The organism is Methyloversatilis universalis FAM5 (genome assembly GCF_000214035.2).
Taxonomy (GTDB): Bacteria; Pseudomonadota; Gammaproteobacteria; order Burkholderiales; family Rhodocyclaceae; genus Methyloversatilis; species Methyloversatilis universalis.
This window is the reverse complement of record NZ_AFHG01000053.1, coordinates 93133-106933: the sequence shown is the minus strand read 5'-3', so window position 1 is coordinate 106933 and position 13801 is coordinate 93133. Positions and strand designations below refer to the sequence as shown.

Below are 13801 nucleotides of genomic sequence, written 5' to 3'. Positions count from 1 at the left end.
CGCCTCGAGGGCGGCCCTTGCACGTCCGGACGCCGCCGGTGTCAGAAGGTCCAGCGACCGCTGAGCTGGGCCGCGCTGGCACTGTAACCGGCGCCGCGTTCGTGGTCGGCGCGCAGCTCCACCGAGGCGCGCGACGACAGCATCAGGGTCAGTGCGCCGCCGAGGCCGAACACGTCGCGGGCCAGTGACTGCCCGGGTGTGGTAAAGGCCGCGCCGCCGCCGGTGAAGCGGGCCTGGCTGTCGATGCCTTCGTTGCGGAAATCGTGTCGCCAGTTCACGTGCAGCGCCGGACGTAGCGCCAGGCCGCCGGGCAGCGCGGTGTCGGTGGTCGCCCGGATGCCCAGCACGCTGCGCAGCCGCTGCGCGCTGCTGTCATCCACCGTCAGCGACAGCGCGCCGGCGCCGCTTTCGGTGTAGCCGTCCTGCTGCAGCCGGGTCCATTCCAGTGCGGCATGAGGCGTCACCGTGATCGAACCGGGGCTGAAGGGCACGCCCGCGCCTGCGCGCGCGGCGATCTGTTCGCCGTCGTGGCGGCTCTGCGCGAAGCCGGTCACGCCGGTGTTGCGCCGGCTGTCATAGCGGTGGTGCGCCCAGGCCAGCTGCGCATCGACGTAGGCCGGGCCGAAAGCCCTGCTCGCGTAGCCGGTGATCTGGGTGCTGTCGATGTCGCTGCCGTCGCCGCTGCGAAAGTCGTCGTAATCGACATCGGTGCGGGCCTGACTCAGCGCCGCGCCCACCACCCAGTCGCTGTCGAGCAGCAGGTCTCCGCCCACTGCCACGCCGGCACCGCGGCCGTGGTAGCCGGCGAAGCCGTCACGCGTGTCCTGACGGACGCGGCTGCCGAAGCCCTTGATCCATACGCCGCGGGTGCGCCGGCTGCTGTGATCGATCAGGGTCGCCAGATCGCCGTCGCCCGCGATCTGCAGCTTGCCGGCCTTCAGCTCGTCCAGCAGGCCCAGGCTGAAGCCCTGGCTGCGTATGCCTTCGAGACGCGCCTCGACCGATCCCATCGCACCGGCCAGCGCCCCGGACGAGGCGTCGCCCAGTCCGCGCCCGGTCTGCGGCGCCACCCGGCGCAGTGCCGCGGTCTGGGCGCCGGCGCCCAGACCCTGCAGCGTGCTGATGGCCGCGATCATGCCCGGGTCGCTGGCGCTGGCCGACAGGCCGTCGAGCACCCCGGCTGCCTGCGCGCCGACCAGACCGGCGCGCGGCCGGAACAGCGGTACCACCACCGGCACGCCGGTCACTTCGATCACCAGATCCTGCGTATTGGACGTGTCCTGCGCGAAGGTGAAGCCGGCGGTCAGCGACGTGATGGCCGAGTTGAGTGTCGGCACCGCGGCGGTGCCCGGCGCGAAGTCGATCAGCGTGTAACGGGTGCCGGTGGCCAGGGTGACGCCATTGGCCACCCGCAGTCTGACCAGCATGCCGGCAGGCATGCGGCTGCTTGCGCTGAAGCTGCCGTGGCGGACAGCGCTGATGCAACCGGCAGCCGGGCTGGCGGCGCACTGTGTCTGGCCGCCGGCGGCGATGATGGTGCTGGTGAATACCGGCAGACCGCCAGCGAAATTCCGGAACTCGACCGTATTCGTATTGAGCCGGTTGCCGCCCACATCGATTTCGGCGGTCTTGCCGGTCACCGGCGATTCCCAGTAGATGCGGTAGATCTCGTTGGTGCCGCCGTTGAACACCACGGTCGAACTGTAGGGGTCACCCGAGGTCCCGTTGTTGATGACCAGATTGGTGATGTAGGTGTTGCCGTTGAACACGTAGCGGTCACCGTCGGCGGTACGCGCGGTGATGCCGCTGCCGTTCAGGCCCGGGCTCACGTAGGCGATGGCGGCGCCGGACGCGCCGATCTGGCCGTTGATCGTGACCGATCCGTTCAGGTTCAGATTGCCCTGGCTACCGACGATGTCGCCGGTAATGACGGCGGTGGAAATCGACAGCCCGTGGGACCCGGTGAAGCGGATGGCAGGGCTTGCGTTCGGGTCGCTGGTCACGTTCACCGTGCTCAGATTGACCGATTCGACCGTGGCTGCCTGCAGGCAGGCGGAGAAAGCCAGTCCCAGCGCGACGGTAAGCGGGTGCTTGCGGTACATGATTTTTCTCGTTCTCCGGGAGAGGGGCGATTCCGTTCGTCGCCCTCTATCGGCCGGGATGACCCGAAATGAAGATCGGGCGGCAGGCCGGGCACGAAATTTTCAAATCCCGCCGCCAGGGCTGACGCATCCACATGTTTTATGGTTTGATCCACCCCACTCGAATACAAAAAATGGCGGAAGAACATGGCGGGGTCAGGACTGAAGGAGCGCATACGCGCGATGAAGCTCGAGGTGATGGCGCTTGCCGTCGCTGCGCAGGACACGCGCACGCCGCGCCGCGCCAAGATCCTGCTGCTGTTCCTGCTGGCCTACGCCGCCAGCCCGATCGACCTGATTCCCGATTTCATTCCGGTGCTCGGTCTGCTCGACGAGCTGGTGCTGCTGCCGCTGGGCGTGTGGGTCGTCGTGCGCATGATTCCGCCGGACGTGATGGAGGCGGCGCGCGCGCGGGCGCGCGAAGGCCGGCTGCCGGCGAACTGGGTCGCGGGCGTGTTCATCCTGCTGCTGTGGATGGCGTCGATCGCCGCCGTCATCTGGTGGTGGCAGCGCCGCAACGCCGCCTGATTCACGGCTGCAGGCCGGTCAGCGGGCCGTCATCCCGCTGACACAATTCCTTGCAATCGGCCCGATGACATACAATCCGGCACCATGAACTCCGGCGGCGAGCCTTTGTCCGCCGCCTCCTTTCCGGTGCCTCCCATGGGACTCAGACTCAAGTTCAATCTGGTGCTGATCGGCGTGTTCGCGATCGGCCTGGCGGCGTGTGCGGCGCTGTCCTACCGCCTGCTGCACGACAACGCGCGCGCCGAGGTGGAACGCAACGCCCGTCTGATGATGGAAGCGGCACTGGCCATCCGCGCCTACACGGTGAGCCAGATCAAGCCGCACCTCGACCCCATGCTGGCCGAGCGTTTCCTGCCGCAGACCGTGCCAGCCTACGCGGCGACCGAAACGCTGAACGAGCTGCGCAAGAACCATCCGGAATACGCCTACAAGGAAGCGACGCTCAACCCGTCCAACCCGCGCGACCGCGCGTCGGACTGGGAGGCCGATCTGGTGCAGGGCTTCCGCAACGCTGACGAGGTGAAGGAACTGACCGGCGAGCGCGACACCCCAACCGGGCGCCAGATGTACATCGCCCGGCCGATCCGCATCACCAATCCGGCCTGTCTGGCCTGTCACGACACCGCCGCCACCGCGCCGCCGACGCTGGTGAAGGTGTATGGCGAATCCAACGGCTTCGGCTGGAAGATGAATGAAATCATCGGCGCCCAGGTGGTATCGGTGCCGATGACCCTGCCGGTGAGCAACGCCGACCGCGCCTTCAACACCTTCATGGCCTCGCTGGTAGGCGTGTTCGTGTTCGTGATGGCGGTGCTCAACATCATGCTGGAGTGGCTCATCATCCGGCCGGTGGCCCGCATGTCGGCGGCTGCGGACCGCATCAGCACCGGCGACTTCTCGGTACCGGAATTCGGCGACCGCGGGCGCGACGAGGTGTCGGTGCTGGGCGCCTCCTTCAACCGCATGCGCCGCAGTCTGGAAACCGCGATGCGCATGATAGACAGCTGAGAGTGATGGCCCCCACGCTCACTTCGTTTGCTCGGGAGGGCCGGCTTTGCACAGCCGGCCCGTTCGGCAGGCGCAGCGCATTGCGCTGCGAAACCCCAGCCTCACCCCCCCAAGGGGGCTGCGCTCACCCTTGGGGCGGCCCGGCGGGCGGCGCAACCCACGGTCGGCTTTGCATAGCCGACCGGTTGCGCGGGCGGCGAGCAGTGCTCGCCGAAACCCCCGCTACACCCCCCACGCTCACTTCGTTCGCACAGGGCCGGCTTTGCACAGCGCATTGCGCTGCGAAACCCCAGCCTCACCCCCCCGAGGGGGCTGCGCTCATCCACGGTCGGCTTTGCACAGCCGACCGGTTGCGCGGGCGGCGGGCGGTGCTCGCCGAAACCCCCGCTACACCCCTTGGGACGGCCCGGCCGGCGGCCCCGACGTTCACTGCCGGCGACCGGGATGACTGAAGGTCAGACAGAGGCGGACGACGATGACGCCTTCACCGAAGACAGCGTCATCAGCGATGTGCTGGCCGGCAGCGGCTTCCTGCCGACCGCGACCACCTCGGCCGGCGCGCTGCCGTCGGGCTGGGCGCTGAACGAGTACCGCATCGAATCGCTGCTCGGCGGTGGCGGCTTCGGCCTCACCTATCTGGCGCACGACACGCTGCTCGACTGCAAGGTGGCGGTCAAGGAGTTCCTGCCGACCGACCTCGCGGTGCGCGGGGACGGGCAGCGCGTGCTGCCGCGCTCCGGGCCGGCGGTCGAAATGTTCGAACAGGGCCTGCGCCGCTTCCTCGACGAGTCGCGCGCGCTGGCCACCTTCCGCCATCCGAACATCGTGCGCGTGAACCGCTTCTTCGAAGCGAACGGCAGCGCCTACATGGTGATGGACTACGTGCAGGGGCGCACGCTGAACCAGTGGGTGCGCGAGCGCGAAACCGCGATGGATCGCACCACGCTGCTGGCCATCGTGAAGCCGCTGATGGAAGGGCTGCAGGCCATCCACGACGGCGGTTTCCTGCACCGTGACGTGAAGCCGGCCAACATCTGCATCCGCGACGACGGTACGCCGGTGCTGCTCGATTTCGGTGCCGCCCGCCGCTACCACGACGCCGAGCACACGCTTACTGCCATCGTCACGCCCGGCTTCGCGCCGTTCGAGCAGTACCACTCGCACGGCAACCAGGGGCCGTGGACCGATATCTATTCGCTGGCCGCCGTCATGTACTGGCTGGTGACCGGGCAGCGGCCGGTCGAGTCGGCCGCACGCGTGCACAGCGATCCGCTGCTGCCGGCGTCGAAGGCGGCCGATTCCGGCACTTTCGGCGCTTCGCTGCTGCGCGCGATCGAATGGGGGCTGGAGCCGCACGAGGCCAAGCGCCCGCGCAGCGTGGCCGATTTCCGTCGGGTGTTCATGCCGGCACCGGCACCCGCCGCGCGCGGGCCGCTGGCCAGCGACGCGCCCACCCGCGCGCCAGCGGTGCGTGCCACCGGCGCGTCAGAAGAGCGGCGCACCATCGTGTGCAGCGTGCTGTACGCGCAGATCGACCGCAGCGTGGATCTGGACACCGCCCAGCGTCTGGCCTGCAAGTCGGAACTGGACGACGCGCTGGCGCGTGCCGCCCGCTCGGTCGACGCCGACAGTCGGCTCATCCACGACACCACCGACGGCGCTGCGCTGTGCCTGCTTGGCCAGCCGGAGGACGCCTGCGTGGTGGCGCAGAAGCTGCGCCGGCTGGATCTGGGCGAAGCCGGCGGTGGTCTGCGCCAGGGCATCAACCTCGGACCGGTACGGGTGATACGCGCCGGCTCGGGCGCGCTCGACGTGCAGGGCGACGGTCTGGATACCGCGCGCACGCTGGCCGGTCTGGCGCGTGCCGGCCAGGTGCTGGTGTCGCGTGCCTACTACGAAACCGTGTCGGCGCTCGGCAGCGGCGCGCCGGATGGTCTGCACACCACCGGCCAGCGGGCGGACATCGCCTCGCGCAGTCAGGAAGTGTTCGAACTGGACGCCGCCAGCGGCATCACCCGTCGCACCGATGAGGCCCAGCCGGCGCTGGCGCAGGACGCGCTCACGCCGGTGCTGGAGGCGCTGCTGGCGCGCCATATCGGGCCGATGGCCCGGGTGCTGGTCACCCGCATCGCGCCGCTGTCGTCCAGCCCGGCCCAGCTGGTCGAACAGCTGGCCACCCATATCCCGGGCGAATCCCAGCGCGCCGGATTCCTGATCGAAGCGAAGCGTCACGTGGCCGGTACCACCGGCGTGTCGTCGCTTGCGCGCAGCGGCGATGCGCAGAGCAGCGCACGCCGTTCATCGCCGCCCACCACCAGCGCGCGCAGCGTCATGTTCGGCGCCCGGCCACTGGACGATGCCCTCATCGCCGACATCGAACTGCGGCTGGCGCGCCTGATCGGCCCGATGGCGCGCATCCTGGTGGGCCGTGCGCTCAAGCGGGTGAGCACCGAACAGGCCCTGCTCGACGAGCTTGCGCGCGACATTCCGGACCCGGTGCAGCGCGCCGCTTTCCTGGCCGGCAAGTGATATGGCGACGCTGCATCGTTGCCCGCACTGCGGGCAGGACACCATCGCGCGGCTGATCAAGCTCACCGCACGGGCGAAATCGCCGGCGGTGTGCCCGGCCTGCGGCGGCCGCTCATGCACCGGCATCACGCCGCTGTCGCTGATGGCGCTGTTCGCCCTCATCCTGGTGTGCGGCACGCTGCTCAGGCTGGCCGCCCGCACCGGCAACCGCTGGTCGTTGCTGGCGGTGCTGGCGCTGTTCGGCGGTGGCTTCATCTACGTCACCTGGCGTACGCCACTGGTGAAGCTGGAGCGCTATCCGCTGCAGCGGGCCATCGCCATTTCGATCACCGTCGCGCTGTTCGCGGCCGGCGGCTGGTGGTGGTTCTCGGGCGGCTGAGCGGACGACCTGTTCGCCCTTGTACCGGTGCGGGCGAGGTTTGTGGGAGCGGCGCTGGCAGGAGATTCCGGCGCTTTACAGCGAGAGGCGCGATCCGATGGAGGATGGTGCCTGGACTTCACGCCGCGTCCGCTTCGGTTTCAGCAGCGCGGGCCGCATCCCTGGTTCGCCGAGGCCGCGGTCTGCAGCCGGCCGGCCAGCGCGTCCAGACGCGGCTTGATCGCCTCGCCGACCGCGATCTGCGGTTCCGACGGCGTGAGGCCTTCTGCCTTTTCGCGGCTGGCGACCGCCGCCCGGGCGCGTGCGAACGCTTCGGTGAATGAAGTGGTCTGGCGCAGCGCTTCGTCGAAATAGGCGCGACCGAAGAAGGTCCAGTCCGCTTCGTGCGAGCAGCCGTGCGAACTGCGGTCGGCGCGTGCCGCGGACATGACCAGCGTGTCCGGCCCGGACAGCGGTTCGATGAACCCGCCGGAAAAGCAGGCCGACACCAGGATGACCCGGTTGCGGATGCCGGCCGCGTCCAGCAGCTGGCCGAGGCGCTGCGGCGTGAGCTGTTCCAGTTCCCACGGCCACAGGCTCAGATCGAAACGGTGGTCTTCGGCGCCGTGCGATGTCAGGAACACGAACAGCACATCCTCGTCCCGGTTCATCCGCTCGCCCAGCACCCGCAGACTGGCTTCCAGCGCGCTCACGGTGGCCAGCGGCCGCTGCAGCACGGTGGCCGGATTGTTGGCCAGCACCACGCTGCGGCCGGCGGTGCCGAAGCGTTCGGCGAACAGGTGCTCCACCTTTTCGACCTCGCGCAGGAACACGTCCTGCGCGCCATGGCCGGCCAGCGCCAGCAGATACAGCTCCGGCCGGCCGGGCTCGCCCGGTTCGATCTGGGCCAGCGTGGCGGTGAGCAGGTGCGGCTGGCGATAGATGAGCGCTTCGCTGCGCGCGGCGGCCCAGCGTTCGGCCTCGTCGGCCGCCTGTTCCGGCTCGACCGCCTGCCACAGTGGCGCCTGCGTACCGAGCGCGACCAGCGGTGCCAGATAGCACAGGCCGACCACGGCGGGCATCGCCAGCCGCTGTTTCAGGCTGGCGCCGAACAGGTCGCCCAGCAGCACGGCGGATGCGATCACGCCCCAGGCGGCCGGTGCCCACCACACCAGATCGGTGGCGTCGTCACCGAGGGCGTCCCACCATTCCGTCGGCAGCAGCGCGAAGCCGTTCCACAGCAGCGACAGCCAGAACCACAGCGCGCTCATCGCCACCACGCCGCGCAGCCACGCCTCGCTGCGCCCGCTCAGGCGGGCGATCACCCACACCGCCAGCATCAGCCAGGGCAGGTGGAACAGCTTGCCGGGCAGCGCCTCGGGCATGAACTGGCCGGCGCCGTCCACCCGCAGCAGGTCAAAGCCCGCGCCGGCAGCCAGCGCCAGCAGTTCGAGGGCGATCCAGGCGAGGCCGCCGGTGCGCAGCCAGGGTATGGCCCGCCACAGCAGCAGCGCACGCAGGCCGGCGAACAGGTTGCAGCAGAGGTCGCGCAGCGGCCGCGCGGGGCGGTCGGGAAGGGCGTGCGGCTCGGTCATCGGTGAAATGCGGAATAACGGTGGGGGGTGGAGGGAACGGATTATCCGGGTCCGCGGTCGGAGCGGGGCTGTTCATCGTGAAACCCGGTCACGCACCGGAAAGCGCGCGGAACGGACAGGTATAATCCGCAGATTCCGAGGAGCGCTGCAAGGTGCCGCAAGGCCCCCAGGCTCGGAACCCGCCAGGCCGCCACGGCCGCGGGCATTTTTCAACGGCGCTCACCTGAACCCGCCGCCCGGCAGTTGTCCGGCCGCGGATGGCAGGTGAGCTTCGCCTGCCGCTTGAATAGGAGCCCGTCAAATGAATGCACCCGCCGAACTGAAGGATTACGTGATTGCCGACCTGTCGCTGGCCGACTGGGGACGCAAGGAAATCGCGATCGCCGAGACCGAAATGCCCGGCCTGATGGCCATCCGCGAAGAGTTCGCGACGCAGCAGCCGCTGCGCGGCGCCCGCATCACCGGCAGCCTGCACATGACCATCCAGACCGCCGTGCTGATCCAGACGCTGGAAGCGCTGGGCGCCGAAGTGCGCTGGGCCTCGTGCAACATCTTCTCGACCCAGGACCACGCCGCTGCGGCGATCGCCGCCGCCGGCACGCCGGTGTTCGCGGTCAAGGGCGAGTCGCTGGAAGAGTACTGGGACTACACCCACCGCATCTTCGAATGGCCGGACGGCGGCTACAGCAACATGATCCTGGACGACGGCGGCGATGCGACGCTGCTGCTGCATCTGGGCACCAAGGCCGAAACCGACCCGACCGCGCTGCATCACCCGGCGAGCGAGGAAGAGGTGTGCCTGTTCAACGCGATCAAGACCACGCTGGCGCGCGACCCGAACTGGTATTCGAAGCGCATCAAGCACATCAAGGGCGTGACCGAGGAAACGACGACCGGCGTGCATCGCCTTTACCAGATGCACAAGGAAGGCCGCCTCGCCTTCCCGGGCATCAACGTCAATGATTCGGTCACCAAGTCCAAGTTCGACAACCTGTACGGCTGCCGCGAATCGCTGGTCGATGGCATCAAGCGCGCGACCGACGTGATGATCGCCGGCAAGGTCGCCGTGGTCGCCGGCTACGGCGATGTGGGCAAGGGCTCGGCGCAGGCGCTGCGTGCGCTGTCGGCCCAGGTATGGGTGACCGAAGTCGATCCGATCTGCGCGCTGCAGGCGGCGATGGAAGGCTACCGCGTGGTCACGATGGATTACGCGTGCGAGCACGCCGACATCTTCGTCACCGCCACCGGCAACTACCACGTGATCACGCACGAGCACATGGCGAAGATGAAGGACCAGGCCATCGTCTGCAACATCGGCCACTTCGACAACGAGATCGACGTCGCCTCGCTGGAAAAGTACCAGTGGGAAGAGATCAAGCCGCAGGTCGATCACGTCATCTTCCCGGATGGCAAGCGCATCATCCTGCTGGCCAAGGGTCGCCTGGTGAACCTCGGCTGCGGCACCGGCCATCCGTCCTACGTGATGTCGTCGAGCTTCGCCAACCAGACCATCGCGCAGATCGAACTGTTCACCGAAACCGACAAGTACCCGGTCGGTGTCTACACGCTGCCCAAGCATCTGGACGAGAAGGTGGCGCGCCTGCAGCTGAAGAAGCTGAACGCGCAGCTGACCGAACTGACCGATGCGCAGGCCCGCTACATCGGCGTGCAGAAGGAAGGCCCGTACAAGCCGGACCACTACCGCTACTGATCTGTCGCGGCAGCGACGCGCCCTTCGGGGTGCGGCAACGAAAAGGCCATCCCGCGGGATGGCCTTTTTCATGTCCGGGCGCGCGCGTCAGCGTGACTGCTTGATCAGCCGGCCGTTGGCCGATTGCACCGGCCGCGCGTTGTTGCGGTACAGGTGGCCGAAGATGCCGATCTGTTCAGGCGACAGCTGCAGCGGGTCCTTCATCACCAGCCAGGTCACGCCTTCGGTACAGGGCGGTTCGGAAAGCGAGCCCATATAGGTGTAGTAGTCGCGCTTCTCCGGCAGCAGCTTGGCCAGGTCTATGCTCACGTCCGGACGCGATTCCACGTTCTTCTGCAGCGGCAGGTAGGCCCACAGCGTGTTGAACAGCGGATGTTCGGTGCCGCGGTCCAGCAGCACCGCCACCACCGCCAGATTGCCGTCCAGGTCCTTGTGCACCAGGTGGGCGACCATGTCATACACCTTGCCGTTCACCCGCTCTTCCGACGGCTTGTGGAAGTGGAACTGCACCAGTTCATAGCGCTTGCCGACCAGCGTGATCGAACTGCCTTCGCCCACGTTCACCTGCACCGTGTGGCCGGTATCGACCACGGTGAAATAGGTGCTCTTGTAGTCGAACTGTATCTGCGGCAGATCCACCTTGATGCCGTCGCGGATGTCGATCGGCGACTGCGTGCGTCCGGTTGCGCACTGGGTCCATTCCGGTTTCAGCCTGCCCCAGTTCTGAGGGCCGAATTCGCCTTCGTACGCCCACTGAATATCGCCATGAACGACCTGCGGCGGCACCATGACCGCGGCCGCCGGCTCGGCCGGCTTCTTCGCGGCGAGCGCGACCGGTGCCACCGGCCGCGGGCGGGGCCGCGGCGGCAGCGGAATTTCGCTGTGACCGATAGGCGGTACCTTGATCGCGGGCGGCTCCGGCTTTTTCGGTGCGGCTTCGGCGGTTTTCGGCGCCTCGGGTTTGACCGGCTCTGCCTTGGCCGCATCCGCCTTGGTGGCTTCCGCTCTGCCGGCGTCCACCTTGGCCGGCGCGCCCGGCTTGGCGGCGGCTTTGTCGACAGGCTTTTCAGCGGACTTGTCTGTGACCTTTTCTGTGCCTTTATCGCCAGCGGCCTTCTTCGAGCTGGCCATTTCCTCACGCGCCGCGGCGGCCGCTTCGCGCAGGTCCGGCTTGATGTTCACCATTTCGGTGCGCTCGATGCGGCCGCCATCGCCCGGGTTGTTCGCGGCGGCGCGCGCTGCACGGCCGGCCTGTTCGGCCACCTGGCGCAGTTCTTCGGCACCCGGCGGCTGGCACACTTCGCGGAACAGCTTTTCATCCAGCGTGCCCGGCATCAGCGAAATCTCGCCGTCCGAGCCGGTGCGTTCCTCGCGCAGGATGCGCTGGCCGGCGTCCAGATATACCCGCTTGATGGTGGCGAACTTCAGGCTCTGGCAGTCGTAGCGGTTCAGCGCCTGCACCATCGCGTAGCCGGTCTTTTCAGCATCGGCTTCGCTCAGCACCAGCCTGCCCCAGGCCACCTTCTTGCCGCCTTCCGCGCGCAGCACGCTGTCGCGGTCGATTTCGATCTTCTTGCCGCGCTCGGTGGCCACAGTGGCCCAGTCGGCCGTCAATGCGCTGCCGCTGGCGCAGGCGAGGGCGAGCGCGATCAGGGTACGGCGGAAAGGGTGCACTGGCGTCATGGGCTGTCTCGGGCGCTTCAATCTCTGGATAGCCGGGTCTACGGCAGCGGCGGTCGTCGGCTTGAACGTGCGCCTTGCGTCGCTGCGCCGGCCGGAGTACCTTCGCAGCGCACACGTTAGGGGTGCCGGCGCCCGGTGCGCGCCGGCTGAGACACACCCTCAACACCTGATCCGGATCATGCCGGCGTAGGGAAACGGGCGACTTCTCGACATGGAAGCCGGCGTTCCCCGCGCCGACGCTGCAAGCACAGGAGCTTCCATGAACGCCAAAGACACCTTCCTCGCCGAGCAGGCACACGTTGACGAGGCGGCGATCGCGCCGCTGCCGAACTCGCGCAAGATCCATCTCGAAGGTTCGCGCCCGGACATCCGGGTGCCGATGCGCGAAATCTCTCAGGCCGACACGCCCACCGGCTTCGGCGGCGAGAAGAACCCGCCGGTGTTCGTCTATGACTGTTCCGGCCCCTACACCGACCCGAAGGCCTCGATCGACATCCGCAAGGGCCTGCCCGCGCTGCGCGCGCGCTGGATCGAGGAACGCGGTGACACCGAGGTGCTCACCGACCTCTCGTCCGAATTCGGCCGCATCCGCGCCGCCGACGCCGCGCTCGACGACCTGCGCTTCCCCGGCCTGCACCGCCACCCGCGCCGTGCCAAGGCCGGCCGCAACGTGACCCAGATGCACTACGCCCGCCAGGGCATCGTCACGCCGGAGATGGAGTTCATCGCCATCCGCGAGAACATGAACCGTCAGGCCTACGTCGAGTCGCTGCGCGCGACTGGCCCGACCGGCGAAAAGATGGCCAAGCTGCTCACCCGCCAGCACCCGGGCCAGAGCTTCGGTGCTTCCATCCCCGCCGAGATCACGCCCGAGTTCGTGCGCGACGAAGTCGCCCGCGGCCGCGCCATCATCCCGAACAACATCAACCACCCGGAAAGCGAGCCGATGATCATCGGCCGCAACTTCCTGGTGAAGATCAACGCCAACATCGGCAACTCGGCACTGGGCTCCTCGATCAACGAGGAAGTCGACAAGATGACCTGGGCCATCCGCTGGGGTGGCGACACGGTGATGGATCTGTCCACCGGCAAGAACATCCACGAGACGCGCGAGTGGATCATCCGCAACAGCCCGGTGCCGATCGGCACCGTGCCCATCTACCAGGCGCTGGAGAAGGTCGACGGCAAGGCCGAAGAACTCACCTGGGACATCTTCAAGGACACGCTGATCGAGCAGGCCGAACAGGGCGTGGATTACTTCACCATCCACGCAGGCGTGCTGCTGCGCTACGTGCCGATGACCGCCAACCGCATGACCGGCATCGTCAGCCGTGGCGGTTCGATCATGGCCAAGTGGTGTCTCGCTCACCACAAGGAGAGCTTCCTCTACACCCACTTCGAAGAGATCTGCGAAATCATGAAGGCCTACGACGTGGCCTTCTCGCTGGGTGACGGTCTGCGTCCGGGTTCGATCTTTGATGCCAACGACGACGCGCAGCTCGGTGAGCTGAAGACGCTGGGCGAACTGACCGACATCGCCTGGAAGCACGACGTGCAGGTGATGATCGAAGGGCCGGGTCACGTGCCCATGCATCTCATCAAGGAGAACATGGACCTGCAGCTCGAGTACTGCAAGGAAGCGCCCTTCTACACGCTGGGCCCGCTGACCACCGACATCGCGCCGGGCTACGACCACATCACCAGCGGCATCGGTGCGGCGCAGATCGGCTGGTACGGCACCGCCATGCTCTGCTACGTGACGCCGAAGGAGCACCTGGGGCTGCCGGACAAGGACGATGTGAAGGAAGGCATCATCACCTACAAGCTCGCGGCCCACGCTGCTGACCTCGCCAAGGGTCATCCGGGCGCGCAGATCCGCGACAACGCGCTGTCGAAGGCGCGCTACGAGTTCCGCTGGGACGACCAGTTCAACCTCGGCCTCGATCCGGACAAGGCCAAGAGCTTCCACGACGAGACGCTGCCGAAGGAATCGGCCAAGGTGGCGCACTTCTGCTCGATGTGCGGCCCGCACTTCTGTTCGATGAAGATCACGCAGGACGTGCGCGACTTCGCGGCCAAGCAGGGCCTCAATGAAGACGAGGCGCTCGCCAAGGGCATGGAAGTGAAGGCGGTGGAGTTCGTGAAGTCGGGCGCGGAGATCTACCGCAAGGTGTAAGGCCCGTGGCCGGCGCCGCTTCCCGCATCGCCTGCGGGTGCGGCGCCGGGTCCGCCGCACTTCATCCGGAGG

9 protein-coding genes and 2 riboswitches are annotated in these 13801 nt (G+C 67.7%); of the genes, 6 read left to right on the top strand and 3 right to left on the bottom strand.

Features of this window, described 5'->3' with window-relative positions; all coding sequences use genetic code 11:
* Nucleotides 1–41: 41 nt before the first annotated feature.
* Entirely contained in the window at nt 42–2102 is a 2061-nt protein-coding gene (locus METUNV1_RS14540; RefSeq protein ID WP_008063087.1) for an autotransporter family protein, read from the bottom strand.
* 186 nt (nt 2103–2288) lie between these two features.
* Here METUNV1_RS14540 and METUNV1_RS14535 point away from each other — a divergent pair, with 186 nt between their 5' ends.
* The 4 genes from METUNV1_RS14535 (at nt 2289) to METUNV1_RS14520 (ending at nt 6585) form a co-directional block, all read left to right on the top strand.
* Nucleotides 2289–2669 carry a YkvA family protein gene (locus tag METUNV1_RS14535; protein ID WP_043359983.1) on the top strand — a complete coding sequence of 127 codons (381 nt, stop codon included), beginning with the start codon at nt 2289–2291 and terminating at the stop codon, nt 2667–2669.
* A gap of 135 nt (nt 2670–2804) precedes the next feature.
* On the top strand, nt 2805–3677 hold the full coding sequence (locus METUNV1_RS14530) for a c-type heme family protein (protein WP_008063085.1): 873 nt from the start codon (nt 2805–2807) through the stop codon (nt 3675–3677).
* Nucleotides 3678–4121: 444 nt separating this feature from the next.
* Nucleotides 4122–6206: a protein kinase domain-containing protein gene (locus METUNV1_RS14525; RefSeq protein ID WP_008063084.1), complete on the top strand. Its 2085-nt coding sequence runs from the start codon at nt 4122–4124 to the stop codon at nt 6204–6206.
* Nucleotide 6207: 1 nt separating this feature from the next.
* A complete protein-coding gene (locus METUNV1_RS14520; protein WP_008063083.1) occupies nt 6208–6585 on the top strand; it encodes a hypothetical protein in 378 nt (125 codons plus the stop codon).
* A gap of 140 nt (nt 6586–6725) precedes the next feature.
* On the opposite strand, the gene METUNV1_RS14515 is transcribed toward METUNV1_RS14520, so the two are convergent.
* The gene (locus METUNV1_RS14515; protein WP_008063082.1) at nt 6726–8159 is read right to left on the bottom strand and encodes a C13 family peptidase; all 1434 of its coding nucleotides are present in this window, start codon (nt 8157–8159) and stop codon (nt 6726–6728) included.
* A 131-nt stretch (nt 8160–8290) separates the two neighbouring features.
* Nucleotides 8291–8387, top strand: a riboswitch (S-adenosyl-L-homocysteine riboswitch).
* Nucleotides 8388–8460: 73 nt separating this feature from the next.
* On the opposite strand from METUNV1_RS14515, the gene ahcY reads away from it, so the two are divergent.
* The gene (gene ahcY / locus METUNV1_RS14510) at nt 8461–9870 is read left to right on the top strand and encodes an adenosylhomocysteinase (protein WP_008063080.1); all 1410 of its coding nucleotides are present in this window, start codon (nt 8461–8463) and stop codon (nt 9868–9870) included.
* 87 nt (nt 9871–9957) lie between these two features.
* Here the strand turns inward: ahcY and METUNV1_RS14505 are convergent, their stop codons facing one another.
* Nucleotides 9958–11553 (bottom strand): carbonic anhydrase, encoded by a 1596-nt coding sequence (locus tag METUNV1_RS14505; RefSeq protein ID WP_008063078.1) that lies wholly within the window; start codon nt 11551–11553, stop codon nt 9958–9960.
* 108 nt (nt 11554–11661) lie between these two features.
* Nucleotides 11662–11763: riboswitch (TPP riboswitch) on the top strand.
* A 49-nt stretch (nt 11764–11812) separates the two neighbouring features.
* Here METUNV1_RS14505 and thiC point away from each other — a divergent pair.
* A complete protein-coding gene (gene thiC / locus METUNV1_RS14500) occupies nt 11813–13729 on the top strand; it encodes a phosphomethylpyrimidine synthase ThiC (RefSeq protein ID WP_008063077.1) in 1917 nt (638 codons plus the stop codon).
* Nucleotides 13730–13801 lie beyond the last annotated feature (72 nt).